Here is a 24,557-nt window from a genome sequence, read left to right as displayed (position 1 = left end):
CGGGACGACCGGCGCGGGCGACCGTCTCAGACCCGTTCGACGATGGTGACGTTGGCCTGGCCGCCGCCCTCGCACATGGTCTGCAGACCGTAGCGGCCCCCCGAGCGGTGCAGCTCGTTGAGCAGCTTGGTCATCAGGACGACGCCGGTCGCGCCCAGCGGGTGGCCCAGGGCGATCGCGCCGCCGTTGGGGTTCACCTTGGCGGGGTCCGCGTCCAGCTCATCGATCCAGGACATCGGCACGGGGGCGAACGCCTCGTTGATCTCGGTGACGTCGATGTCGTCGATGGTCAGCCCGGCCCTGTCCAGCGCGATCCGGGTCGCCGGGATGGGCGCGGTGAGCATGTAGACCGGGTCGTCGCCGACCAGGGACAGCTGCACGATCCGGGCCAGCGGGGTCAGGCCGTGCTCGCGGACGGCGCGCTCGGAGGCGAGCAGGACCGCACCGGCGCCCACGGAGATCTGGCTGGCCACGGCGGCGGTGAGCTCCCAGCCTCGCGCAGCGGCGTGAGTCCCGCCATCTTCTCCAGGGTGGTGTCGGAGCGCACGCCCTCGTCCCGCTCGACCCCGGCCAGGGGCGCGATCTGGTCGTCGAAGCGGCCGTCCTCGATCGCCCGCGCCGCCCGCCGGTGGCTCTCCAGGGCGAAGCGCTCCAGCTCCTCGCGCTTGTATCCCCACTTCTCGCACATGAGCTGCGCGCCGCGGAACTGGGAGATCTCCTGCCTGCCGTAGCGCTCGACCCAGCCGTCGCCGTACAGGTCCAGTCCGTTGTCGACGGCGAACTGGACGTTGGCGCCCATGGGGACCATGCCCATGTTCTCCACACCGGAGGCCACCACCAGGTCCTGGGTTCCGGACATCACGCCCTGGGCCGCGAAGTGCACGGCCTGCTGGGAGGAGCCGCACTGGCGGTCGATGGTCACGCCGGGGACGGACTCGGGGAGTCCGGCGGACAGCCAGGCGGTACGGGCCAGGTCGAATGCCTGCGGTCCGGCCTGGGTCACGCAGCCCATCACGACGTCCTCGACCGCGGCCGGGTCGACGCCGGTGCGCGTGACGAGTTCCTTGAGAACGTGCGCTCCGAGGTCCGCGGGGTGCACGGCCGCGAGCGCGCCCTTCCTGGTGCCGACGGGGGTGCGGACGGCGCCGACGATGAATGCCTCGGCCACGGGGGACCTCCAGGGACGTGAGTACGACGGTTCTGAACCGAACTGTATTCGGTTTGGCTCGCATGGCAAGCCCCCGCCCCGCCCTTGGGGTCGCTTCGCGGATCGGGGGAGCCGCTTCGGCGACCTTCCGCGCTGGCCGCTCCGGGGGCGGGCGCTCCGAGCCGTCCCCAGCTCGGCTCCGGGCCCGCCCCCTTCAAAACCGAATCCTATTCGGTTACCGTGTGAGCGCACGCGACCGTCGACACCTTCGGAGCAGCACATGAAGCGGGAACTCTTCGACTCCGACCACGACCTCTTCCGCGAGAGCGTGAGGGAGTTCCTCACACGCGAGGTGGTCCCCTTCCACGCCACGTGGGAGAAGGAGGGCATCGTGCCGCGCGAGCTGTGGACGCGGGCCGGGAAGGTCGGCCTGCTCGGCCACGGCGTGCCCGAGGAGTACGGCGGCACCGGGCTCCACGACTACCGGTACAACACGGTGGTCAACGAGGAGATCTGCCGGGCCCACGCCAGCGGCCTGGGCATCACCCTCCAGAACGACGTCATGGCCCCGTACATGGTCGGACTGACCACCGACGAGCAGAAGCGGCGGTGGTTGCCGGGGTTCGCCAGCGGCGAGCTGATCACGGCGATCGCCATGACCGAACCCGGCACCGGCAGCGACCTCCAGGGCATCCGAACCTCGGCGGTGCGGGACGGTGACGAGTACGTCGTCAACGGTCAGAAGACCTTCATCACCAACGGGATCAACGCCGACGTGGTGCTCGTGGTCTGCCAGACCGACCCCGACGCGGGCGCGCAGGGCTTCTCGCTCATCGCCGTGGAGCGCGGCACCCCCGGTTTCGATCGCGGGCGCAACCTGGACAAGGTCGGGATGAAGGCGCAGGACACCGCCGAACTGTTCTTCTCCGACGCGCGCGTGCCGGTCGCCAACCTCGTCGGCGCACAGGGCCGGGGATTCGCCCACCTGATGGAGAACCTGCCCCAGGAGCGGCTGTCCATCGCCACCTGCGCCGTGGCCTCCGCCGACACGATGCTGCGGCACACCGTCGAGTACTGCCGGGAGCGCACCGCCTTCGGCCGTCCGATTGGGCGGTTCCAGAACTCGCGTTTCGTCCTGGCCGAGATGGCCACCGAGGTGGACATGGCCCGCGTCTACGTCGACCGGGGGGTCGAGCTGCTCAACCGGGGTGAACTCACCGTCGAGGACGCCGCGATGGCCAAGTGGTGGACCACCGAGATGTGCAACCGGGTGATGGACCGCTGCCTCCAGCTTCACGGAGGGTACGGGTACATGATGGAATATCCGGTGGCGAGGGCCTGGCAGAACGCCCGCGTGCAGACGATCTTCGGTGGCACCACCGAGATCATGAAGGAGATCGTGGGGCGCGGCCTGGGCCTGTGACACAGCCCGCGTCCGGGAAGGGTCGGATCGGACATGAGCGGTGCGTGGGACGGCCTCATCGTCATGGCCCTGCTGGTCGTGCTGCTCGTCATCGGCGTGCGCAAGCTCCGGCCCAAGGTGCACATCCCGTGGACGACCGGCGGGATCGTGATCTTCTTCGTGTTCCTGTGCCTGCTGCTGTGGGCGTGGTCCTGGCGGTGAGCGCCGTGCGGCGCCCGGACCCCGCGCCGTCCGCGTGACCGTCAGGCGGACTCCGCCGCCGAGGCCGCCGCCGACGCCGCCGCCTCCGCCCGGTCGCCCTCGCCCTCGCCGTGCATCGGCATCTCGAACCACACCGCCTTGCCGTCCGGAGTGGGACGGGAGCCCCAGCGGGCGGCCAGCTGTTCGACGAGGTACAGGCCGCGACCGCCCTCGTCGTCGGCGGCGGCGCTGCGGATGCGGGGCAACCGGAGGTCGTGGTCGAAGACCTCGACCCACACGGCGGACGCGCCGCGGCGCAGCCGGAGGAGGAACTCCTTCTCGGCCTGCTCCTCGGCCGACTCGTCGGTGGAGGCCGCCTCCTCCAACAGGTCGGTCCAGTCCTCGTCGAACTCGTCGACGCCGCCGAGGGGGGTCTCCGAGTCCAGCACGCCGTTGCCGGTGAACTCGCGGTGCACGGGGTGCGGCGTGGCGTGGATGACGACGTTGGTGACGATTTCCGAGACCAGCAGGCACGCCAGCTCCGCCTGGTCGCGGTCCATCCCCCATTCGGCGAACGTGTTGGCGGCCAGGTGGCGCGCCTCGCCCACGGTGGAGGCCTCGGATCTGAACCAGCCCTCGCACAACGCCAGCTCGTCGGAGTGGGTACGCACGACCAGCAGCGCGGTGTCGTCGTCCATCTCGCCGGGGACGCTGTGCACCGCCGCCTCGGCGATCTGCTCCACGTCCTTGTCGGCCACCTCGGTGACGCGCTCGGCCAGGCGCAGCAACGCCCCCTCCGGGTCGGGACGCCGCCCGCCGGCCGCCGGTCCACGAGCCCGTCTGTGTACAGGACCAGGGTGACGCCGGTCGGCAGCCGCAGGTTGGCCTGGTGGTAGACGACGTCCTCGCCCGCGCCGCCGCGCGCGCGGACGCCCAGCATGCGGTCGGTGACCTCCAGGTCGAGCGTCTCGACCGCGTCCGAGCTGACCAGGAGCGGCGAGGCGTGCCCGGCGTTGGCGTAGGACAGTTCGCGCGACCAGGCGTCGTAGACCATGTAGAGGCAGCTGACGCTGGGGATCCAGGTGCCGCCGTCGCCGTCGGGCTGCCCGAGTTGGCGGACCCACTCGTCGAGTTCGCGGAGGATGTCGGCGGGTTCGCGGTCGGCCTGGGCGAAGGCGCGCAGGGCGGCGCGCAGCTGGCCCATGACCGCGGCCGCGTGCGGGCCCCGCCCCTCGACGTCGCCGACGACCAGGCCCACGCGCCCGGCGGAGAGCGGGATGGCGTCGTAGAAGTCGCCGCCGACCTGGGTCTGCACCCCGTAGCCGTGCGCCTGGATCGGCCCGGCGGGCAGGTACCGGTGCGCGATCGTCAGGCCGTCCAACTGCGGGAAGGCGCTGGGCAACAGGCTGTTCTGGAAGGCGAGCGCCGTGGTGCGCTCCTCCTCGAACAGGCGGGCGTTGTCGATGGCCAGAGCCACGCGCGAGGCGATCGCGCCGACCAGGTCGCGGTCGAAGCCGCCGTAGGTGCTCTTCTGCCTGGGGGAGAGACCGGACAGGGCGAGGGTGAGCACGCCCAGCACCTCGCCCCGGGCGCGCAGGGGCGCGGCGATCGCGGAGGTGACGCCGACCTGGCGGGAGACGTGGTCGGAGCGGTGGGTGGGCGAGTCGTCGAAGAGGTAGTCGCTGCTGACCACGGTCTCCAGCCGGCGCAGCGCCTGGGTGACGAAGTGGCGTTCGGGGTAGCGGACCTCGTCGCCGACCTCGAACCAGGTGCGCTCGGGCGGGCTCCATCCCTCGGCGTGCACCGAGACCCGCCGCACCAGGCGGTCGTGGTCGTAGAGGTCGATGAAGCAGTGGTCGGCGAACTGCGGGACGAGTATGCCCGCCACCCCCCGGACCGTGGACTCGAACTCCAGCGAGCTGGCCAGGCGGCTGCTGATGCGCTCCAGCAGGCCGTACTGCTCCTCCACCCGGCCGCCGCGCAGGGCCTCGCGGGCGATCAGGACGATGCCGTCGATCTCTCCGTGCTCGTCGCGCTTCGGAACCGCCTGGGCGCGCACGTGGATCCAGTTGGCGTCGCCCTTGAGCACCGCGAAGGTGCCCTCCCAGGGCTCGCCGCGCAGGGCGCGGCGGGCCAGCTGGGACGCGTGTTCACGGTCGGACTCGTGGATGCCGATGTCGAGCAGGGAGAGCCCCACGTAGTCGCGGCCGTCGACGAAGCCGAAGAGTTCGCGGGCGAAGGGGTTCCAGTACCTGAGCAGGCTGAATCGGTCGATGACGACGATGGCGATCTGCGCCTGGTCCACCACGGCGGCCGTGGAGAGCGCGTCGCTCTCCCGGAAGGGCTCACCCCACCGTGTCATCTAGCCGCCACCTCGCCGTCATGAGCTGCGCACATGCCCGCTCCCGGTACCCCGAACGACCGCACCTTGGGGCGAGCGTAGCAACACCGTCAACGATCCCGCAGCGCATTGAGACAATCCCGATGTGTCACCCATCCGCCGAATGGTTCACGGCTTGGCGACGAAGATGTGTCCGGCGACATCCGCGGGCAGGTCGGCGGATCCGGCCTCGCCGCCCGTCACGCGCACGCCGTCGTCCGTGGAACGAAGGACCACTTCCTGATCCGGTTGCACCCCGGATTTGCGGAGCGTGAGCATGATGTCGGCGTCGGACTGCAACTGCTCGCTGATGCGTCGGACGGTGACGGTGGTGTCGCCGTTGCCCGCGACCTCGACCATGGGGACGATCGAGTCGTCGGTGAACGGCTCCGGCGCGTAGTCCTCCAGACCCAGTTCGTCCAGGCCGGGGATGGGGTTGCCGTGCGGGCACACCGAGGGGGCGTTGAGCAGGGTGACGAGCCGCTCCTCCACCGCCTCGGAGATGACGTGCTCCCAGCGGCAGGCCTCGATGTGGACGTCCTCCCAGGGGAGGCCGATGACGTCGACGAGCAGCCTCTCGGCGAGGCGGTGCTTGCGCATGACGTGGGTGGCCAGGCGGCGGCCCTCCGCCGTCATGACCAGATGACGGTCGTTCTCGACGCGCAGCAGACCGTCGCGCTCCATCCGGGCCACGGTCTGGCTCACCGTGGGGCCGCTCTGGTGCAGGCGCTCGGCGATCCGGGCCCGAAGCGGGACGATCCCCTCCTCTTCGAGCTCGAAGACCGTCCGGAGGTACATCTCCGTGGTGTCGATCAGCCCGTGTGCGGTCAAGTCTCCCCTCCCAAGGCTCTGTGCCCGTCGCGCGGTCACGGTGGGCACGGCAGGTCTCTCACAACACAGGCCGGGGGTACGTGATTCCCAGAGGCCGAGTGGGGACCGGGACGTCCGCGCGACCGCGGGAGCGACCACCGATACCGCAAGCATATCGCGACGTCGACGACGCGATCCTCCGGTCTTACAGCGCGGACGCCTCGCCCTCGTCGCGGGTTCGGTCGGGACCCGGCGCTGGAGGGCGGTCCGCACCCCCTGCGCCGCGGACCCCGCCGATCGGGGGGCACGGGTACCGCTGGAGGGGGTTGGTTGTCGTGGGGCTCGGACGCGGCCCCGGCTCGACCCACGATATACCGAACGGGCGTACGAAGCGCTCCAGGCGGGGCGAGTCGCGGGGATGCGTGCGGGCCGGACACGGGACGCGGCGTGTCAGGGCGCGAGGCGCTCGACCCGCCACCCGCCGTCCCCGTCCGGCGTGTAGCGGAACCGGTCGTGCATGCGGTCGGCGCCGCCCTGCCAGAACTCCACCTCCTCGGGGACCAGCCGGTAGCCACCCCAGTAGGCCGGCCGGGGGATCTCCTCCTCAGCGGCCCACACGTCGTCGAACTCCCGGTAGAGGCGGTCGAGTTGGGCGCGGTCGGCCACCGGTTGGGACTGCCGCTCGCTCGCCCAGGCGCCGATCTGGGATCCGCGCGGCCGGGACGCGAAGTAGCGGTCGTTCTCGGCGTCCGACAGGCGGGTGACGCGGCCGGCGACGAGGACCTGGCGGCGGACGGCGTGCCAGGGGAAGACGGCGCTGGCGCGCGGGTCGGCGTCCAGGGCCCGCCCCTTGCGGGAGGTGAGGTTGGTGAAGAAGCGCAGCCCCCGGCGGTCGTAGCCCTTCATCAGGACGGTACGCGCGCGCGGCATGCCCGTGGGTTCGACCGAGGCGAGCACCATGGCGTTGGGCTCGGCCAGGTGGGAGGCGTAGGCCTCGTCGAACCACCTGTGGAACTGCGTCATGGGGTGGTCGGCCAGGTCGGCCCGGTGCAGGGGTTCACCCATGTACGGTTTCCGCAGTTCGGCAGGGTTTCGGTGGTCCACGATGTGTATCCTCTCGCGCCGCGGGCCGATCGCGCCACCCGCCCCACGACGCGTCGGCCGGACCCGGGGCTCGGCACGGGCGGCGTGTGAGTCCGCGTGCGTCCGTCACGGATGTTCACGCGGCCAACATGCGCCCTGACCGGCCGTGTCGAGGACCTCACCACTACCCTGGTGACCGTGACCGACGACATTCAGATTCCCTCGAACCTGCTGCCCTCCGACGGCCGTTTCGGCAGCGGCCCGTCCAAAGTCCGCCCGGAGCAACTGGAGGCGCTGGCCTCCTCCGGCGCCCGTTACATGGGCACCTCCCACCGCCAGAAGCCGGTGAAGTCCCTGGTGTCCCGGGTGCGCTCGGGTGTGAGCGAGCTCTTCTCCCTCCCCGAGGGGTACGAGGTCGTGCTCGGCAACGGCGGCACGACCGCCTTCTGGGACGTCGCGGCGCACGGTCTGCTCCGCTCGAAGTCGCAGCACCTGGCGTTCGGCGAGTTCTCCGGCAAGTTCGCGAAGGTCGCCCAGGGCGCTCCGTGGCTGGAGGAGCCCTCCGTCATCAGCACCGAACCGGGCAGCCACGGCGAGCCCGTCGCCGAGGCCGGTGTGGACGTGTACGCGCTCACGCACAACGAGACCTCCACGGGCGTGGCCGCACCGATCCGGCGGGTGGCGGGCGCCGACGAGGACGCGCTCGTGCTCGTGGACGCCACCAGCGGCGCCGGGGGCCTGCCGGTCGACATCGCCGAGACGGACGTGTACTACTTCGCGCCGCAGAAGAGCTTCGCCGCCGACGGCGGGCTGTGGATCGCGGTCATGTCGCCCAGGGCGCTGGCGCGTGTGGCGGAGATCGCGGCGGGCGGCCGGTACGTCCCGGAGTTCTTCTCGCTGACCACGGCGGTGGCCAACTCCCGCAAGGACCAGACCTACAACACCCCGGCCGTGGCCACGCTGCTGCTGCTCGCCGAGCAGCTGGAGTGGATGAACGCTCGGGGCGGTCTGGAGTGGACGGTGGCGCGCACGGCCGAGTCGTCGTCGATCCTCTACAACTGGGCCGAGAAGTCGCCGGTCGCCGAGCCCTTCGTCACCGACCCGGCCAAGCGGTCGCGGGTGGTCGGCACGATCGACTTCAGCGACGACGTGGACGCGGCGGCGGTCGCGAAGGTGCTGCGCGCCAACGGCGTGGTGGACACCGAGCCGTACCGCAAGCTCGGCCGCAACCAGCTGCGGGTCGCCATGTTCCCGGCGGTGGAGCCGGGCGACGTCCAGGCGCTCACCGAGTGCGTGGACTTCGTGCTGTCCCGGCTGTCCTGACGGATGTCGGGTGGCGGGGCCGGTCCGCCGCCCGGCGGGTCCGGCCCCGCCGGGCGCCGGGAGGCGCCCGGCGCGGACGGGTGGCGGCCTCGGGGAGAATGGTTCCTCCGACCCCTCCCGCGGGTCGGCCGTGATCCCCCGAGGACTCTGTCGTCTACTCCGCTTCCCAGGACGGTTCGGCTGTGCGCAGGAACAAGAAGGAACTCCCGATCAAGATCATCTCGCACCGGGGGGCGTCGGGCCACCGCCCGGAGCACACCCTGGCCTCCTACGAGCTGGGGGCACGGCACGGGGGCGACTTCATCGAGATGGACCTGGTCGCCACGATGGACGGCGCGCTGATCTGCCGCCACGAGCAGGAGATCGGCCGGACCACGGACGTGGCCGAGCGGCCGGAGTTCGCCGACCGGCGCACCAGGCGGACGATCGACGGGCACGAGGTCGAGGGGTTCTTCGCCCAGGACTTCACCCTGGCCGAGATCAGGACCCTGCGCGCGGTGGAGCGGCTCCAGGACGTGCGAGCGATGAACGCGATGATGGACGGGACCTACGGGATCCCGACCCTGGACGAGGTCGTCAAGCTCGCGTTCGCGCTCACCGAGGAGCTGAGGCGGCCGATCGGGATCTACCCGGAGACCAAGCACCCCTCCTACCACGTGTCCCAGGGCCTGGAGCTGGAGCCGACCCTGATCGCGGCCCTGCGCGAGGCGGGGCTGACCGGACCTGAGCCGAGGGTCCCGGTGTTCCTCCAGTCCTTCGAGGCGGAGAGCCTGCGCAAGCTCGCCGAGACGGAACTCCCCCTCGTCTACCTCATGGGCTCCGAGGAGCACTGGCTGCGCCACACCACCCCGGACGGCTTGGCGGAGGTCGCCGCCTTCGCGCACGCCATCGGACCGCACAAGGGCCTCGTGATCCCGACCACCGAGGACGGCGGGCTGGGTGAGCCCACCGATCTCGTGGAGAACGCGCACGAGGCGGGCCTGCTGGTGCACCCCTACACGTTCCGCAGCGAGAACAGCTTCCTCCCCGAGCAGCTGCGCTCGGACGGCGAACCGGGCGACTACGGGGGCTTCGCCGCCGAGTACGAGGCGTTCTTCGAGGCCGGCGTGGACGGGGTGTTCACCGACTTCTCCCGCCACGCCTTCCTCGTCCGCGAGCACTTCCTCACTCACGAGGCGTAGCCCCGCACGTCACTGGACGTCGAACTCGTTGCCCTCGGGGTCGAGCATGGTGACGTGCGAGGCGCCGGGCTCCTCGACCGTGCGCACGACCGTCGCGCCGAGTGCCTCCAGGGCCTTCACGGTCTCGGCGCGCCGGTCGTGGCCCACGCGCAGATCGAGGTGGAGGCGGTTCTTCACCGTCTTGCCCTCGGGCACGCGCTGGAAGAGCAGGCGTCGGTCCAGTCCGATCCCGGTGTCCTCCTGCACGGGGTCGTCCGGGTGGCGGATCGCGGCGACGGTGACGAACGCCCTGCGCCCGTCCACGACGGTGTAGTCGTCCTTCCCGACCAGTCCCTGGTCCACCAGGCGTCCGATGAGGGCGTCGTTGTCCTCGGGCTCGTACTCCAGCGCCGTCGCCCAGAACCGGGAGAGCGCGATGGGTTCGGCGCAGTCCACGACGAGTTGTACGTTCACGGCCATCGGTGATCCCCTCGACCTCCGGGGGCTGGTCACCCCCTGCGGATTCCAGTTATACTGGTTACATGATGACGAGCGCAACGGGCATGCCGATGCACCCCGCGGACGGAGCGAGCTTCTTGTTCGACCCGGGGGCGCTGTGCCTGGAACTGCTGACCACGGGCGGGCCCGACGAGCTGGCCCGTTGGGAGGTCCTGCACGCGCCCGGCGACCTGGCCGCGTGGGCGCGGGTGTCGCGGCTGCGTCTGGAGGACGTGCGCGCGTCGGAGGCACACGTGACCGACGCGCGCCGCCTGCGCGACGCCGTCCTGCGGGTGACGCGCGCGGCGGCCCGGGGCCGGACGTTCCCCGAGGAGGACGTGGCCGAGATCAACCGGTGCGCGGCGGAGCCGCCTCTGGTCCCGGTGATGGACGCTGCCGGAACCGCGTCCTGGGCCGCGCCCGCCGACGCGCCGCGGGTGCTGTCCACCGTGGCGCGCGACGCCGTCGACCTGTTCACGGGACCCCATGTCGAGCGCGTCCGCGAGTGCGCGGCGCACGACTGCCTGCTGCTCTTCGCCGACACCTCGCGCCCGGGTCGGCGGCGTTGGTGCTCGATGGAGCGCTGCGGGAACCGCGCGAAGGTGAGGGCGCTGCGCGCCCGCCGTGAGAGCCGAAGGTGAGCGGACGCCGTGGCAGAGGTCGGACTGACCCGGGACGCCGGATACCAGATCGGCGTGTCCCGCACCCTGCCGCTGCCCGCCGAGCGGGTCTGGCGGTTCCTGACGGGCGAGGAGGGACTGGCGCTGTGGCTGGGGCCCTCGCCCGCGATCGAGCTGCGGCGGGGAGGCGTGTACGGCACGGCGGACGGATCCGAGGGGGAGGTCCGCGGATTCGGCGACGGCGCACGCGGACCCGCCGCTACCCCCTGCGGGCGAGCAGGACGATCCCGCCCACGGCCAGCGCGGCGACCACGACCCCGCCCAGGATGAACGGCAGCGCGCCTCCCCCGGCGGTGTCCGCCTCACTCTCCCCGCTCGCCTCCGCCGACCGCTCCGGTTCCTCCTCGGCGGATTCGCCGGACAGGTGCCTCTCCTCCAGTGGCACCCGCCAGACGGGGGCGTTCACCCCCTCCGTCCCGGCCATGAGCGCGGTCCCGTCCGGGGTGAAGGCGATCGACTCCCCCTGGTCGGACTCGGGCAGCTCGATCGACCCCAGGGAGGCGCCGGGCACGCCCTCGGTGGCGTCGTAGACGGTGACCCCCCAGTAGGTGCGGATCACGTAGCGACCGCCGTCTGGCGAGAAGGCCGCGTCGGTGGCGAACAGCGGAGCCGAGTCGATCCGCTCCAGGGTGTTCACACCCGCCGGGTCGAGCTCCTCGGGCGCCGCGTACACGCCGCCGGAGAACTCCTTGGACACCACGTACAGGCGGCCGTCGCGGGGGTCGACCATCATCGCCTCCGCGTCGCGCCCGCCGTCGGCGTAGGCGAGGGTGATGTCCTCGGGTTCGACGGTGGCGTCGGCCAGCGCCGCGGGTTCGGGGAACCGGTAGACCGAGACGTCCGGCCAGCTGCCGCCGAAGTTGTCGCCGACGTCGCCCACCAGGACCCGTGGGGTACCGTCCGCGCCCTCCGTGACGGTGATCGCCTCCCAGTCGCGCAGCGGCACGGCCAGGGTGATCGTCGCGAGGGTCGCTCCGCTCTCGTCCACCGCGTACACCTCGGGCGCGATCGGACCGCTGTCGTTGTGCGTCCACCACACGCCCTCGTGCAGCAGGAGGGTGCGATGCCGCTCGACTCGGCGATCCTCGGGTCCTGGAGAGTGAACGCGGTCTCCGACCCCTCCGGTCCCTCGCCTCCGCGCGGGTAGTCCAGGCCACCGGTGCCGTCGTCGTCCGGTTCGGCCGTCGAGGCGGCGGCCGGGACGGCGGAGGCGCGACGAGGAGGGCGGCCACGGCGAGTGCGAGCGGTCGTGTCATGGTCGCCATCCTGCCAGGGCGATCCGGCCCCGGTGCTTGCACCCGCTGGGGAACGGGCACATTCGGCATACGGAGCGCCGTGAGGAGAGCCAGATGAGGATCGTCGCCTGTCTCAACGGAGACCGCCGTCCTGGCGCGCATCCCGCCCTGCCCGTGTCCGTCGACCAGCTCGTCGCGGACGCGCACGCCGTGGTGGAGGCGGGTGCGACCGCGATCCACGTGCACCCGCGCGACCCAGGCGGCGCCGAGTCGCTCGAACCGCAGGTGATCGCGCCCCTGATGGAGAGGCTGCGCGCCGACGGGCCCGAGGTTCCCGTGTCGCTCACCACCTCCCTGTCCGCCGAGTCCGACCCCTGGCGCCGGTACGACCTGGTGCAGAGATGGGCGTCGTCCGCTCTGCCCGACTCGGTGACGGTGAACCTCCACGAGGCGGGTTCGGTCGACCTCGTGCACCTGTTGGACGACCGCCGGGTCGCGGTGGAGGCCGGGGTGTGGACGGTGGAGGCGGCACGCATCCTGGTCGCGACGGGGATCCCGGCGGCGGCGGTCCTGGTCGAGCCGACCCAGGTCACGGTGGCGGACGCGCGCGCGAACGCGACGCGGTGATCTCGCTCCTGGACCGGGCCCGGGTGAGGACGCCCCGGATGCTGCACGGTTCGGACGCGACCGCATGGCCGATGCTGGAGGACGCGGTCGATGCCGGTTACGACGTCCGGATCGGGCTGGAGGACACGATGCGGTTGCCGGACGGCACGGAGGCCCACGACAACGCGGCGCTCGTGGCGCACGCGGCGGGGCTGGTCTCCACCGGGACGTGAGTGGCGCCACCCGGGGTCCGGCTCAGCCGAGGAGCGCTCCGAGCACCACGATGAGCATGATCGAACCGAGCACCACGGGCAGCAGCCAGCGCTGCTTGCGGTTGTTGGTGAGCATGCTCATGGCGTGTCCAGCTCCGGGGGTCGCTCCGAATCGGCTTCCCAGCCTAACGCCCAGGTCTGGACGGTTCGGTAGTGGTCGGCCGAACCGGGACGACTCTCGATGAGGTGCGCGTACCGCGCCCACCAGCGGTTTCCCCGCAGGTCTCCGAGGGCTTCGACGACCTCGGCGAGGTCGCTGGGCGGACGGCTGCGGGCGACCGTGACATGCGGCACGTAGGGTCTGCGCTCCACGTGGATCCTCGCGGCTCGGGCGGCCGACCGCATGCCGTGGGCGAGGGAGTCCAGGGCGTCGAGGTCCCCCGTGACACCCGCCCACAGCACCGACGAACGCCTGCCCCTCGGCGGGAAGCGGCCCCAGCCCTCCAGGGCGAGCGACAGGGGCCGGTGGGCGCGCGCGATCCCACCGATCGCCTCCGTGAGCAGCGGCAGGCGCTCGTCCGCCACCTCGCCCAGGAAGACGAGGGTGAGGTGCCAGCCGTCGCCGCGGGTCCAGCGCAGGGGTGGTCCGTGCGAGCGCCCCCGGTCGACGGCCTCGCCCAGCCCGCGCAGGACCTCGGTCGAAGGGTTGAGCGCGACGAAGAGTCTCATACCGTCCTCCTTCCCCGTGGCCGTCCCTGGCAGGCGACGGCCGGGTCACACCCGGGCGCCGGTCTCCCGCGCGGGGCGCCGGCACGGAGCCGCGCCGTCCCCGCTCGGCGGCGACGCGGTCGCCCCGGCCCCTGCGGGCTCCTCGGTCTCGTCCGCCCCCGCCGCCGCTCCGTCCTCGGTCTCCTCCCCGGCCCCCGTGGCCGTTTCGGCCCGCACGACCGCTTCCCGCTCCAGTGCCCGTGCGGTCTCCGCCGTCCCGGCCGCCTCAGCCACCACCGAGTGCTCGACCGCCGCGTCGGTCTGCCCGGCTCCGACGGCGGCTCCTGACTGCTCGGACTCGGGCCGCACCTCGGTCTCCTCCGTCACGTGCGGACCCTCCGGGCCCGAAATCCTCCCGGTCACCAGGTCCCACGGGCCCACGCCCCTGGCCCGAGCCAGCAGCGCGCCCAGCGTGGACACGACCGCGATCGTCACCAGGCCGCCCGCGGCCAGGCTGGCGCGCGGGCCGAACGCGTCGGCGAGCAGACCGACCACGGGCGCGCCGATCGGCGCCACACCCATGAACACCAGCATGAACATGCTCATCACCCGACCGCGCATCCGGGGGTCGACGCTCAGCTGGAACGTGGCGTTGAGCGTGGTCACGTAGGTCATGAAGACGATGCCCATCGGCACGAGCACCACCACGAACGAGACATAGCCCGGCATGGCGCCCGCCACCACCTGCGACACCCCGAACCCCAGGGATCCAAGCAGCACCAGGCTCAGCCTCGGCCGCTCCCGGCGGGCGGCGAGCAGCGCGCCCGCCAGCGCCCCGACCGCCAGGGCCGCCGCGGCCACGCCGAAGGCGGCGGCGCCCGTCTCGAACACGTTGTTCACCATCAGGGCGATCTGGTTCTGCACGTTGGCCCCGAAGAACTGCACGCACGCGGCCAGCACGAGCAGCAGCACGAGGTCCCGCCTGCCGCTGACGTAGCGCAGGCCCTCGCGGATCCGCCCCTTGCCGCCGGGCACGGGGTCGGCCCTGTGGAGCTCGCCGGTGCGGATCATCAGCAGCGCGACGATCGTGAAGCCGAACGACAGCCCGTTGACCATGAACACCGGCCCGCTGCCGATCCACGCGATGAGCAGTCCCGCGATCGCGGGGCCGGTGACCCGGCCGAGTTGGAAGCTGGCGCTGTTGAGCGCGATGGCGTTGCTCAGGCGCTCCCGGTCGACCATCTCGGGGACGAACGCCTGGCGGCCCGGGTTGTCCAGCACGGTGATCAGTCCGAGCGCGAAGGCGAACAGGTAGACGTGCCACACCTGGGCGGCGCCCACCGTGGCGAGCACGCCCAGCGCGACGGCCAGCAGGCCCATGGAGCCCTGGGTGAGGACCAGCATCCGCCGTTTGTCCACGCGGTCCACGAGCGCCCCGCCCCACAGACCGAACAGGAGCATCGGCAGGAACTGGAGCGCCGTGGTCATGCCCAGTGCGATGCCGCTGCCACCGCTGAGTTGCAGGACCAGCCAGTCCTGGGCGATGCGCTGCATCCAGGTGCCGGGGTTGGACATGAGCTGGCCGAGCGCGTACAGGCGGTAGTTGCGCACGGCCAGGGATCGGAACATCGCCAGACGCGGCATCAGCCCCTCACCGCCCGTCCGGGCTCGTGGCGCGGGGGCGCGCCGGTCGGGAGGAAGACGGCTCCACGTAAGCGTAAACGCGTTGACTCATCAGTGGAGACAACGCCGTTCACGACCGCGGGCATTCCCGTCACGGGAACGCGGCCCGGATCACCGGATGAGGGCGTAGATCGGAACCTCCGCGAAGTGGATGAGGAAAACCACCGAGATGACCCACAGCAGCGGGTGCACCTGGTTGGCCTTGCCCTGCACCAGGCGGACGAACGCGTATCCGAGCAGCCCGAACCCGATGCCGTTGGCGATGGAGTAGGTGAACGGCATCATGATGATCGCCAGGAACGCCCCGATGCCCAGCGCCGGGTCCCGGAAGTCGATGTTGACCACCTGGGTCATCATCATGAAGCCGACCAGCACCAGCACGGGGGTGGCCGCCTCGAACGGCACCAGGCTCACGAGCGGGGTGAAGAAGGTGGCCAGCAGCATCAGGCCGCCGGTGACGATCGGCGCGACACCGGTCCGGGCGCCCTCGCCGACGCCCGCCGCCGACTCGGCGTAGACGGTGCTCACCGACGCCGAGCCGACTCCGCCGAGGACCGTGCCGAGGGCGTCGGCGACGAGGACGCCGCGCGTGTTCTCCATGTTGCCGTCATCGTCGACCAGCCCCGCCTCGTAGGCGACACCGACCATGGTGCCCATGGTGTCGAAGAAGTCGGCGAGCAGCAGGGTGAAGACGAGCATCAGCACCGTGGCGAAGCCGATCTCCTTCCACCGCGCGAGGACGTCGCCGCCGCCCTCGGTGAAGAGGCCGATGAGGCTGAGGTCCGGCAGGGCCACGAGGTCGCCGACCCCGGTGGGCAGGCTCGGGACGGTCAGGCTCCAGCCGAGGCCGTCCGCCTCGCCGTTGCCGAGCACGGTCTCCACGAGGATCGCGACGACGGTCGCCAGGACGATGCCGATGAGCAGCGCGCCCCTCACCTTGCGGACGTACAGCGCGACGCTCACGAGCAGGCCCAGCACGAAGACCACGATCGGCCAGCCGTTGAGCCCCCCGTCGCCCAGCTGGACCGGAGTCCCCTCGCCCGCCTGGACGAACCCGGCGTTGACCAGGCCGATGAGCGCGAGGAACAGACCCACGCCGACCGCGATCGCGGTCTTGATCCCCGGAGGGATCGCGGCGAAGACGGCGGTCCGGAACCCGGTGACCACGAGGACGAGCAGCAGGACGCCCTCGATGATGACCAGCAGGAAGACGTCGGCCCACGGCATGAGCGGGGCGAGCCCGTAGGCGATGACCGCGTTGAGGCCCATCCCAGCCGCGATGGCGAACGGGTAGCGGCTGACGATGCCCATGAGCAGGCAGGAGATCGCCGCGACCAGGGCGGTGACGGCGGCGACCTGGGGAATGCCCAGGGTCTGGCCGTCGACGTCCTCGGCGGTGCCGATGATCAGCGGGTTGAGGACGACGATGTAGGCCATGGCGAAGAAGGTCGCCAGGCCGCCGCGGATCTCGGTCGAGAGGTTCGAGCCGCGTTCGGTGAGGTGGAAGAAGCGGTCCAGGAAGCCCGAGGGGGCCCTGGGCGGCATGGAGGGGGATGTGCGTGGAGTCTTCACGTCAGCCTGACCTGGTCGCGTTACGGGACAACGAGGATTCTGAGCCAGGTTAGTTGCATCTTTGCACAACAGATGTCACATCTGGCACTCGCGTTTCATAGAAAACGCCATATGACAGGATGATCGGCTGTGGGAATGTGACCGAGCGCACCGTGGCCCCCGCCCCTGACCGAACGCGGCGCACCCGCCCGAAGCGGAGGGGCGCCGCCAGCCGCTAGCCTGGGCACGTGCGCACACCCCGCCAGCCCGACCCCGACGTCCACGAGAGCGACTACCGCGTCCCCGCCGGCCTCGGCACTCTGGCGTGGACGGCCGCGCTCATCGTCCTCGTCTTCCTGGGTGACGGTCTCCCCGACGCCGAACGGTGGTGGATCGGCGTCTGCGTGACCGGGATCGTCCTGGGCGTGTTCGGATTCCTCTACATCCCGCGGCTCCTGCGCAAGCGCGCCGAGGCCGCCGAACGCGCGCTCACCGCCACCGACGGCGACTCCGCCGACCCCTCCTGAACCACCCCGCCGGCCAGCGCGCCACCCTTCCGTCTGACCGATAATGGGCGGGTGTCTGAGACAGAATTCCCCCGAGCGCTCGCCGACCGCCTCCGAGGCATCCTCATCGACGCCGACTACACGGTGTCCGGCGTCCGCGACCGGCTCGGCGACGCAGCGGCACGGGCGCTCGCCCGCGAGGAACCGGTGCCGGCGTTGCGCGCCACCGGCGGGGACGAACGCCTCGGACTGCTGCTGCGGCTGTGGTGGCTCCAGGCGGCCATCCCCGAGCGCGCCGCCCGCGCCATCCTGCCCGTCGACGAGCTGGCCGCGGCCGGGCTCGTCACCGTCGACCCCGACGCCCCCGGCGGCCCCGCCGTGCGTTCCCTCGTCCACCTCGGCCCGTGGGAGCTGGAGGAGGGCCGTCCGGGGTTCGTCGTCTCCGACCCCAAGGTCCGCCCTGGCGCCGGGACCGTGCCCCGGCCCGACCACGTGGTGGGTGCCGGGGGCGCGTCGGCGACGCTCTCCCAGCTCATCGTGGACGGCCCGGTCGACCGCGCCCTGGACCTGGGCACGGGATGCGGTGTGCAGGCGCTGCACCTGGCCTCCCGCGCCCGCGAGGTGGTCGCCACCGACCTCAACCCGCGCGCGGTGCGCCTGGCCGGGATCAGCCTGGCGCTGTCCGGCGTCACCGGCGCCCGCCTGGAGCAGGGCTCGATGTTCGACCCGGTCGCGGGCGAGCGCTTCGACCTGATCGTCTCCAACCCGCCGTTCGTCATCACCCCCGAGTCCGCCCGGTTCACCTACCGCGAGTCCGACCTGCCCGGCGACACCGTCTGCGCCGAGCTGGTCCGACACGCTCCCGAGCACCTGACCGACGGCGGCTGGTGCCAGATCCTCGCCAACTGGACGCACTCGGACGGCGACGACTGGGAGGACCGGGTCGGCGGCTGGGTGACCGGCACCGGGTGTTCGGGCTGGGTGGTCCAGCGGGACGTCCAGGACCCAGCGGAGTACGTGGAGCTGTGGCTGCGCGACTCCTGCGAGCACGGCACGCCCGAGTACACGCGTCGCTACGACGCCTGGCTGGACTACTTCGAGCGCGAGGGCATCAAGGGGATCGGCTTCGGCTGGATCTGCCTGCGCAACGACGTCGCGCAGGACGCCACCGTGCGGGTGGAGGAGCTGCGGCACGAGATCGAGCGGCCAGTCGGCCCGTACCTGCCGGACGTGGTGGACGGCGCGATGACCGCGCACCGGCTCACCGACGCCGCGCTGCTCTCCGCACACGTGGCCCTCGCCCCGAACGTGGTGGAGGAGCGCGTGGGCCGACCTGGTGCCCCGGACCCCGAGAAGATCGTCCTGCGCCAGCGCGGCGGTGCGCACCGGGTCGCGCGCATCGGCACGGTCGAGGCCGCGCTGGCCGGGGTGTGCGACGGCACGATGCCCGTCGGCCCCCTCCTGGACGTGATCGCCGAGCTGATGGGCGAGGACCCCGAGGTCATCCGCGAGCGCACCCCCAGCGCCCTGCGCACCCTGATCTCGGAGGGCTTCTTCCGGGTCGCCCGTTAGGGCGTTCCCCGTGGCTGCCGCCCGTCGCGAGCGGCGCATCCGGCGCGGCCCTGCCCCGTCCGCGCCCCGGCGGGGCCCGAACGCGGCCCGATCAGGTCTGGTCTCCCCCACCCGCGTAGGCGGCGATGGTCCGCCCCGCGGCCGCCTCGGCCGTCGCCGCGTCGGTCCCCGAGGCGACATGCGCCGCGCACCAGGCACGCCCGCTCAGCTCGGTGAACCTGCGCGCCTGCGCCGACCGCGCCCACTCCGAGGCCTCCGGGGGCTCCTGGCCGCCCTGCTCCAGATGCAGGGCGAGGCCGAGGAAGCCCATGTCCCACCCGATCCCGACGGCGCCGGGTCCGTACTCGGTCCAGTGCTCGCCGAGCCGCGCGGAGTGCGACAGTTCGAGCCGGGTACGCGACGCGGACTCGGGGACGAACCGCACCTCGATCTCGCTGTACTCCCCACCGAACTCCCAGCTGGCGCGGAAGGAACGCGGCGGGTCGCAGTCCAACACCCGACCATGCGCGTTCCCCTCCAACCGGTAGGAACCGCCCTGGCGCAGGTCGCCGGTGACCGGCAGGAACCAGCGCGCGAGGCGCTCGGCGTCGGTGCAGGCCTCCCAGAGGTCCGCCGGGGTCGTGTCGAAGCTCCTGGCCACGACCACCGCGCCCTCGCGTCCGCCCTCGACATCCCTCGTGCCCACCGCCCGGCTGACCGATTCGATCTGCGCGTCGACGTCCATCGGGTCCCCCTCGTGGTCGATCCGTCGCTGGTCGGTGTGCCCACGGCCCACGGAGCTCACGCCCACGCGGTACCTTCGGCGCATGGCCCGAATCACCGAACTCGTCCACTACCCCGTCAAGGGCTGCGCCGGCACCGCCGTGACCAGCGCGCGGATGACGCCCGCCGGAATCGCGCACGACCGCGCGTTCATGGTGGTCGGCCCCGGGGGAGCCTTCCGCAGCCAACGCGTCGACCCGCGCATGGCGCTCGTGCGGGCGGGCGTCGACGCCGGCGGCGCGAGCCTGAGCCTGAGTCGGGACGGGCTCGAACCCCTCAACCTCAAGATCGACGCCGAGGGCCCGCGGGTCGACGTGACCCTGCACAAACAGCCCTTCGTCGGCGTCGACCAGGGCGACGAGGCGGCCGCGTGGCTGTCCGAGGCGCTCGGATCGGACAGCCGCCTCGTGCGGGTACCCGACGACCACGACCGCAGGACCGGTGGCCTGACCCCCGGGACCAGCGGGTTCGCGGACAGCACCGCCGTGCTCGTGGCCTCGCTGGCCTCCCTCGACCTGCTCAACGAGCGCGTCCTCGCCCGCGGTGGCGAGGCCGTCCCGATGAACCGCTTCCGCCCCAACGTCGTCGTCTCCGGCTGGTCGGAACCGCACACCGAGGACCGTGTCCGCACCGTACGCCTGGGTGACGCGGAACTGGGCTACGCCAAGGTCTGTGTCCGCTGCGCGGTCACCACCGTGGCCCAGGAGCGCGGCGAGAAGGGCGGGCCCGAGCCCCTGCGGACGCTCGCGGGCTACCGCAGGGCCGACTCGGGCGGTGTGGCCTTCGGCGCCAAGTTCGCGGTCACGCGCCCCGGCACGCTGTCCGTGGGCGACCAGGTCGACGTCACGGCCTGGGGCGACCGGGAGGAGGGCCTGGGCGAGCGGCTCGCCGCGGCGCTGACCTGACCGCCTCGCGCCGAGCCGGGTCGCCCTCAGTCCAGGTCGGACTCGGCGAGCAGGGTCGCGGCCGCGGACGGGTCGCGGAGCACCGCCGACACCACGTGGCGGCGGTCCCACTGCCCCGAACGCCAGCACAGCGCTCGGGCCAGCCCGTCGGTGGTGGCGGCGTGCACCGATCCGTCGCCCACGTACCACTCCACCTCGACGCCGTCCACGGTGAGCGTCTGGTGGTGCAGGTAGGTGCGGTCGGGCTCGCCGTCGGGGTCGAGGAACAGCTCGGCCTCCCCCGGCACCTGGCGGATCTCCCCGCCCGACCCGACCTTGCCGTCGACGGTCTCGCTCGCCAGGTCCAGGTCGAGCACGTCCGCCAGCGCCTCGGCGGCGTCGGCGGGCGCCAGCACCAGCGGGCGGTCGCCGAGCAGCGGCAGCAGGTCCGGTGAGTCCACGACCACGGTGTCCTCCGCGTCCGCGACGACGATCGCGCCGCCGCGCACCGCGCGCACGCGGCTCGGCGGGGTGACCAGATCGGCGTCCACCCCGGCGAGCGCGGTCCACACCCGCCGCAGCGCCGCCCGGTCCACGTGCCGCGCCGGGTCCGCCATCCTGGCCAGCAGGTCGTCCGGCCCGTCGGGGTCGGCCATCAGCTCGGCGAGGGTCGTCCGCACACCCAGGGCGTGGGCGAACTCCAGGTCGATCCCGGCGGGCACCTCGTCGTACAGCCCGACCAGCGCCGCCTCCGCGTCCTCCGTGCGCAGCTCCACCGGCGGGCGCCCGTCCAGGAGGGCACGCGTGCGCAGCCACCAGGCCGTGTAGGAGGGCACGTCGACCACGCGCCCGTCCGGCATCAGCACCCGGGCCGGTGCGGTGACCGCCTCGCGCAGCGGCATCCGCGCGAGCATCGCCAGCGCCGCGGGCCACCGGTCGTCGGCCACGTAGTCGAGGTCCGCCACACACACGAGCTCGGGCGCCACCGGCGGCAGTTCCGGGTCGCCGAGGCGCTCCAGCACCTCGTCCGCCCAGTCCTCCAACCCGTCCGGTCCGCCGTCGCCCGCCGCGCCGTCGAGGACGGACACCAGCTCCTCGCCGAGCGCGACCTCCTCGGCCCGGACCGCGGTCAGCTCCCAGAGGGCGCCGACGGCGCGCAGGGTCTCGGCGCCGTGCCGCTCGACGACGTCGGCGTGCACCGTCCCGAACGGCGCGTCGTCGACGAGCAGGTCCGCCAGGGGCGCGCCCGGCACGAGCAGTTCGGCGGCCACCGAGTAGCCGTCCTCGTCGTCGCGCAGCGCGAGGTCGGCGAGCCAGGGGGCGTCCGCGACGGACATCCCGGAGGCGGCCACCAGGTGCAGGACGGCCTCGGCGATGGGGTCGGGGTCCTCCGCCTCCAAAGAGTCGCGCACGGCGGCCTCGGTGAGGGGGTCGGACAGGACGGCGGCCGGACTGGCCTCCAGGGCGCCGAGGCGGCGCAGGAGCGGGCGCACGGCGTGCGGGTGGACCACCCGCACGCCCAGGGCGGACAGGGTGGCGGGGTCGAGTCGCTCCCCGCGCGCGGCGCCGACGTCGGCCCACTCCTCGGTGGGCAGCAGCAGGGAGCGCGGGCCGCGCACCAGGCGTCCGTCGGCGAGCGGGACCGGCAGGGCGCCCAGTTCGTCGAGGTCGGCGCCGCCGCTGCCCGCGTTCTCCAACGCCGCGTACAGGTCGGCCCACCACGCGGGCCCGCGTTCGGTGTCCCCGAGCAGGTCCGCGAGGTCGGCGAGCCCGACGCGGCGCACGCGCAGGGAGGCCAGTGCGGGGTGCCTCGGGTTCCACGCGCCGGGCAGCAGCCGCGGTGCGAGTTCGGCCAGCACGTCGACCAGCTCGCCCGCGCCGCCGGAGCCGCCGGTGTCGAGGAGCACGGCGTCGCGAGGGGCCACGGGGGAGCCCGCGGCGGTGGTGAGGAACGGGGTGTCCAGGAGCGGTTCGGCGAGGCGGGCGCGAAAGACCGCGTCGATCGCTCCGCCGCCCACGCGGGTGCCCGGGACGAGGTCGAGGGCGGCGCGGGCGTCGAAGCGGCGCAGCAGAGCGCAGTAGGCGCGGGCGGCCTCCACCAGCAGCAGGTCGGTGGCGGCGCCCGGTTGGACGGCACGCCGGTCGGTGCTGAGCGGGAAGGTGCCGATGAGGACGGCGGGGAGGTCGAGTTCGGTGTCGGTGGGCGTGGGCGCGTGCACGACGGGTTCGACGTCGGTGGGCAGGGTCGCCACGAGGCCGTCCTCGTCGACCGGCACCGCCCAGGTCAGCGACCACTCCGTGCGGCTGCGCTCCTCCACCGGGCGGTCGGTGAGCAGGGCGGGGTCGAAGGCGCCCGACCGCGACAGCACCCGCCAGTGCGTCAGCCGGGTGCCGTCGGCGTCGCGCAGCGTGGTGACCGGACCGGACGGGTCGGCGTCGTCGCGGGTGAGGACGCGCTCGGCGCCGTCGACGGTCACCCGGACCTCGGAGAGCCCGGGCAGGGCCAACAGCAGCGCCTCGCCCGAGGCCTCCAGGAGGGCGCGCACGCGGGCGCGCGCGGCCCCGTCGCGCAGGACGAGCGCGACGACGGTGTCGTAGTCCCCGGCGCGACCGGCTCGGCCGGGAAGGGCAGCCGCAGCATCGGCACGTGGCCGGAGCGGTGCTGGACCTCCGCGGACAGGCCGCCGTGGGTCTCCTCGTCGGCCAGGAGCGCGGCGACGGCCGCCCCGGCGCGCTCGGCGCTGAAGCGGACGGCGGAGCCGCCGGAGGAGACGGTGACGTCGTCGCTGATCGCGGCGACCGCGGAGAACCCCACCCCGAAGCGGCCCGCCGTGCCGCGTTCGCCGCGCTTGGTGGAGGCGCGCAGGGTCGAGAGGGACTCAACGCCCTCGGCGGTCAGGCGGGCGCCGGAGTTGGCGGCGGTGAACCGGTCCCCTTCCAGCGTCAGGGCCAACCGGCCGGGGACGTCGGCGCGGCGGGCGGCGTCGGCGGCGTTCTGGGCCAGCTCGACGACGACGCGGTCGCGGTAGCCGCCGAGCGCGAAGTCCTCCTCGGCGTTGGCGTCCTCGCGGAACCGGGCGGGTGCGTCGGCCCACGCCGCGAGCACGCGCCGGCGCAGTTCGGCGGTGTTGAAGGGATCGGCCGCCGAAGCGGTCACCGACTCGGCCATCGTGGGTTCCTCCTGCGGTGCGGACCGGCTCGGCGCGACGCGCCCGCGGATCGCACGCGGACGGCAGAACGACCTTAGGCCATGCCCGCCCGGCGCACACTCCGGTACGCGCCGAACGCGACGAGTGCGGACGGGGCGTGGCCGCCGACGCCCGGACGCAGAAGGCGGGCAGGCCTCAGGAGTCGGCGGAGACGAGCTCCAGCTCGGCCGTGTCCTCGAAGGTGATGTGGTCGTAGCCGACCTCGTCGACGACCGGGGCGACCTTCTCGCCGCGCTCGGCCGGGTGGCGCACCTCGGAGTGCGCGCCGCAGCCGTGGTCGAGCGAGACGACCTTGCCGTCGTCCGGGGCGAACTCGTTCGTGCACACGCCGAACATCTGGCGCAGCTCGCCCGCGAGCGGCGTCAGGAAGCCGCAGGTGGCGCAGCGGGCGGGCGCGGCGGTCGCGATGGGGCTGTGCGGACCGCCCTCGCCGTTGTACCAACGCTCGGCGGCCTGCTCGCGGCCGGTCTCGGACAGCACCTGGCGGCGGCCCAGGCCCATCTCCCACAGCATCTGCCGGTCGGCGCCCTCCTCGTCCAACTCGCCCTCGGGCACCTGCGCGAAGCCGGGGACGAGGCGCTCGTCGTCCTCGTCCGTGGGCAGCAGGTCGCCCACGCCGAGGTCGCCGGGGCGCAGCCGCTCCTTCCAGGGAACCCATTCGGGCGCGACGAGGGCGCCGTCGCCGGGCAGCAGCACGACCTCGTTGACCGTGACCGTCTTGGCGCGCGAGGCGCGGACCACGGTCACCGCGTAGTTCCACCCCGGGTAGGCGGGGTCCAGGCAGGTGAAGTAGTGGGTGACCAGGCGGGTGTCCTCGACCTGGGGGGTGCGGTGCTCTCCGACCCACTCGGGCCGCCCGACCTCGGCGGCCACCGAGCGGGCCAGGTCCACCGCCTCGACACAGGCCTTGTCCGGTACAGGAGAACGTCGAGAAGGGCTCACGTT

At 72.8% G+C, this 24,557-nt stretch carries 16 protein-coding genes and 5 pseudogenes; 9 read left to right on the top strand and 12 right to left on the bottom strand.

What is annotated here, in order from left to right:
- Positions 1 to 26: 26 nt before the first annotated feature.
- A pseudogene (locus BJF83_RS03505) lies at positions 27 to 1,168 on the bottom strand (acetyl-CoA C-acetyltransferase).
- Positions 1,169 to 1,427: 259 nt separating this feature from the next.
- Here BJF83_RS03505 and BJF83_RS03500 point away from each other — a divergent pair.
- The gene (locus BJF83_RS03500; protein WP_075925146.1) at positions 1,428 to 2,570 is read left to right on the top strand and encodes an acyl-CoA dehydrogenase family protein; all 1,143 of its coding nucleotides are present in this window, start codon (positions 1,428 to 1,430) and stop codon (positions 2,568 to 2,570) included.
- Positions 2,571 to 2,603: 33 nt separating this feature from the next.
- On the top strand, positions 2,604 to 2,771 hold the full coding sequence (locus BJF83_RS27780) for a hypothetical protein (RefSeq protein WP_187347075.1): 168 nt from the start codon (positions 2,604 to 2,606) through the stop codon (positions 2,769 to 2,771).
- Between the two features lie 41 nt (positions 2,772 to 2,812).
- Here the strand turns inward: BJF83_RS27780 and BJF83_RS03495 are convergent.
- The 3 genes and pseudogenes from BJF83_RS03495 to pdxH all read right to left on the bottom strand — a co-directional run bounded on the left by BJF83_RS03495 (position 2,813) and on the right by pdxH (position 7,044).
- Positions 2,813 to 5,112, bottom strand: a pseudogene (locus BJF83_RS03495) (SpoIIE family protein phosphatase).
- Between the two features lie 147 nt (positions 5,113 to 5,259).
- A complete protein-coding gene (locus tag BJF83_RS03490) occupies positions 5,260 to 5,961 on the bottom strand; it encodes a metal-dependent transcriptional regulator (protein WP_075925145.1) in 702 nt (233 codons plus the stop codon).
- 429 nt (positions 5,962 to 6,390) lie between these two features.
- Positions 6,391 to 7,044 carry a pyridoxamine 5'-phosphate oxidase gene (gene pdxH, locus BJF83_RS03485; protein ID WP_075925144.1) on the bottom strand — a complete coding sequence of 218 codons (654 nt, stop codon included), beginning with the start codon at positions 7,042 to 7,044 and terminating at the stop codon, positions 6,391 to 6,393.
- Positions 7,045 to 7,215: 171 nt separating this feature from the next.
- On the opposite strand from pdxH, the gene serC reads away from it, so the two are divergent.
- Both serC and BJF83_RS03475 read left to right on the top strand, forming a co-directional pair.
- Entirely contained in the window at positions 7,216 to 8,346 is a 1,131-nt protein-coding gene (gene serC / locus BJF83_RS03480; RefSeq protein ID WP_075925185.1) for a phosphoserine transaminase, read from the top strand.
- Positions 8,347 to 8,528: 182 nt separating this feature from the next.
- Positions 8,529 to 9,527 carry a glycerophosphodiester phosphodiesterase family protein gene (locus tag BJF83_RS03475; RefSeq protein WP_075925143.1) on the top strand — a complete coding sequence of 333 codons (999 nt, stop codon included), beginning with the start codon at positions 8,529 to 8,531 and terminating at the stop codon, positions 9,525 to 9,527.
- Positions 9,528 to 9,536: 9 nt separating this feature from the next.
- Here the strand turns inward: BJF83_RS03475 and BJF83_RS03470 are convergent, their stop codons facing one another.
- Positions 9,537 to 9,986 (bottom strand): VOC family protein, encoded by a 450-nt coding sequence (locus BJF83_RS03470; RefSeq protein WP_075925142.1) that lies wholly within the window; start codon positions 9,984 to 9,986, stop codon positions 9,537 to 9,539.
- A gap of 62 nt (positions 9,987 to 10,048) precedes the next feature.
- On the opposite strand from BJF83_RS03470, the gene BJF83_RS03465 reads away from it, so the two are divergent.
- The gene (locus tag BJF83_RS03465; RefSeq protein WP_075925141.1) at positions 10,049 to 10,645 is read left to right on the top strand and encodes an ABATE domain-containing protein; all 597 of its coding nucleotides are present in this window, start codon (positions 10,049 to 10,051) and stop codon (positions 10,643 to 10,645) included.
- A gap of 238 nt (positions 10,646 to 10,883) precedes the next feature.
- On the opposite strand, the pseudogene BJF83_RS03455 reads toward BJF83_RS03465, so the two are convergent.
- Positions 10,884 to 11,940, bottom strand: a pseudogene (locus BJF83_RS03455) (hypothetical protein).
- Positions 11,941 to 12,033: 93 nt separating this feature from the next.
- On the opposite strand from BJF83_RS03455, the pseudogene BJF83_RS03450 reads away from it, so the two are divergent.
- Positions 12,034 to 12,758, top strand: a pseudogene (locus BJF83_RS03450) (3-keto-5-aminohexanoate cleavage protein).
- A gap of 117 nt (positions 12,759 to 12,875) precedes the next feature.
- Here BJF83_RS03450 and thpR read toward each other — a convergent pair.
- The 3 genes from thpR to BJF83_RS03435 form a co-directional block, all read right to left on the bottom strand.
- Entirely contained in the window at positions 12,876 to 13,466 is a 591-nt protein-coding gene (gene thpR, locus BJF83_RS03445) for an RNA 2',3'-cyclic phosphodiesterase (RefSeq protein ID WP_075925140.1), read from the bottom strand.
- Positions 13,467 to 13,511: 45 nt separating this feature from the next.
- Positions 13,512 to 15,089, bottom strand: a complete 1,578-nt coding sequence (locus BJF83_RS03440) for an MFS transporter (RefSeq protein WP_262391279.1) — start codon at positions 15,087 to 15,089, stop codon at positions 13,512 to 13,514.
- 150 nt (positions 15,090 to 15,239) lie between these two features.
- Positions 15,240 to 16,673 carry an NCS2 family permease gene (locus BJF83_RS03435; protein WP_075925139.1) on the bottom strand — a complete coding sequence of 478 codons (1,434 nt, stop codon included), beginning with the start codon at positions 16,671 to 16,673 and terminating at the stop codon, positions 15,240 to 15,242.
- A gap of 254 nt (positions 16,674 to 16,927) precedes the next feature.
- On the opposite strand from BJF83_RS03435, the gene BJF83_RS03430 reads away from it, so the two are divergent.
- A complete protein-coding gene (locus tag BJF83_RS03430) occupies positions 16,928 to 17,206 on the top strand; it encodes a DUF2530 domain-containing protein (protein ID WP_075925138.1) in 279 nt (92 codons plus the stop codon).
- 51 nt (positions 17,207 to 17,257) lie between these two features.
- On the top strand, positions 17,258 to 18,757 hold the full coding sequence (locus tag BJF83_RS03425; protein WP_075925137.1) for a methyltransferase: 1,500 nt from the start codon (positions 17,258 to 17,260) through the stop codon (positions 18,755 to 18,757).
- 91 nt (positions 18,758 to 18,848) lie between these two features.
- On the opposite strand, the gene BJF83_RS03420 is transcribed toward BJF83_RS03425, so the two are convergent.
- Positions 18,849 to 19,541, bottom strand: coding sequence for an SRPBCC family protein (locus BJF83_RS03420; RefSeq protein ID WP_262391278.1), 693 nt, complete (start codon positions 19,539 to 19,541; stop codon positions 18,849 to 18,851).
- 22 nt (positions 19,542 to 19,563) lie between these two features.
- Here BJF83_RS03420 and BJF83_RS03415 point away from each other — a divergent pair, with 22 nt between their 5' ends.
- Positions 19,564 to 20,424, top strand: coding sequence for an MOSC domain-containing protein (locus BJF83_RS03415; protein WP_075925136.1), 861 nt, complete (start codon positions 19,564 to 19,566; stop codon positions 20,422 to 20,424).
- A 26-nt stretch (positions 20,425 to 20,450) separates the two neighbouring features.
- On the opposite strand, the pseudogene BJF83_RS03410 reads toward BJF83_RS03415, so the two are convergent.
- Both BJF83_RS03410 and BJF83_RS03405 read right to left on the bottom strand, forming a co-directional pair.
- Positions 20,451 to 23,572: pseudogene (locus tag BJF83_RS03410) on the bottom strand (sacsin N-terminal ATP-binding-like domain-containing protein).
- Positions 23,573 to 23,747: 175 nt separating this feature from the next.
- Positions 23,748 to 24,503 (bottom strand): DUF3027 domain-containing protein, encoded by a 756-nt coding sequence (locus BJF83_RS03405; protein WP_075925135.1) that lies wholly within the window; start codon positions 24,501 to 24,503, stop codon positions 23,748 to 23,750.
- Positions 24,504 to 24,557: the final 54 nt, after the last annotated feature.

The organism is Nocardiopsis sp. CNR-923 (assembly GCF_001942255.1).
In the GTDB taxonomy this organism is placed as follows: Bacteria; Actinomycetota; Actinomycetes; order Streptosporangiales; family Streptosporangiaceae; genus Nocardiopsis.
The sequence above is the reverse complement of the archived record's forward strand: the minus strand, read 5'-3'. Positions and strand labels throughout refer to the sequence as shown.

Excerpts from the sequence above, each read along its gene's own strand:
- BJF83_RS03500 (WP_075925146.1), top strand. The coding sequence starts at position 1,428 with ATGAAGCGGGAACTCTTCGACTCCGACCACGACCTCTTCCGCGAGAGC.
- BJF83_RS27780 (WP_187347075.1), top strand. The coding sequence starts at position 2,604 with ATGAGCGGTGCGTGGGACGGCCTCATCGTCATGGCCCTGCTGGTCGTG.
- BJF83_RS03470 (WP_075925142.1), bottom strand. The coding sequence starts at position 9,986 with ATGGCCGTGAACGTACAACTCGTCGTGGACTGCGCCGAACCCATCGCG.
- BJF83_RS03465 (WP_075925141.1), top strand. The coding sequence starts at position 10,049 with ATGATGACGAGCGCAACGGGCATGCCGATGCACCCCGCGGACGGAGCG.
- thpR (WP_075925140.1), bottom strand. The coding sequence starts at position 13,466 with ATGAGACTCTTCGTCGCGCTCAACCCTTCGACCGAGGTCCTGCGCGGG.
- BJF83_RS03440 (WP_262391279.1), bottom strand. The coding sequence starts at position 15,089 with ATGCCGCGTCTGGCGATGTTCCGATCCCTGGCCGTGCGCAACTACCGC.
- BJF83_RS03435 (WP_075925139.1), bottom strand. The coding sequence starts at position 16,673 with ATGCCGCCCAGGGCCCCCTCGGGCTTCCTGGACCGCTTCTTCCACCTC.
- BJF83_RS03415 (WP_075925136.1), top strand. The coding sequence starts at position 19,564 with ATGGCCCGAATCACCGAACTCGTCCACTACCCCGTCAAGGGCTGCGCC.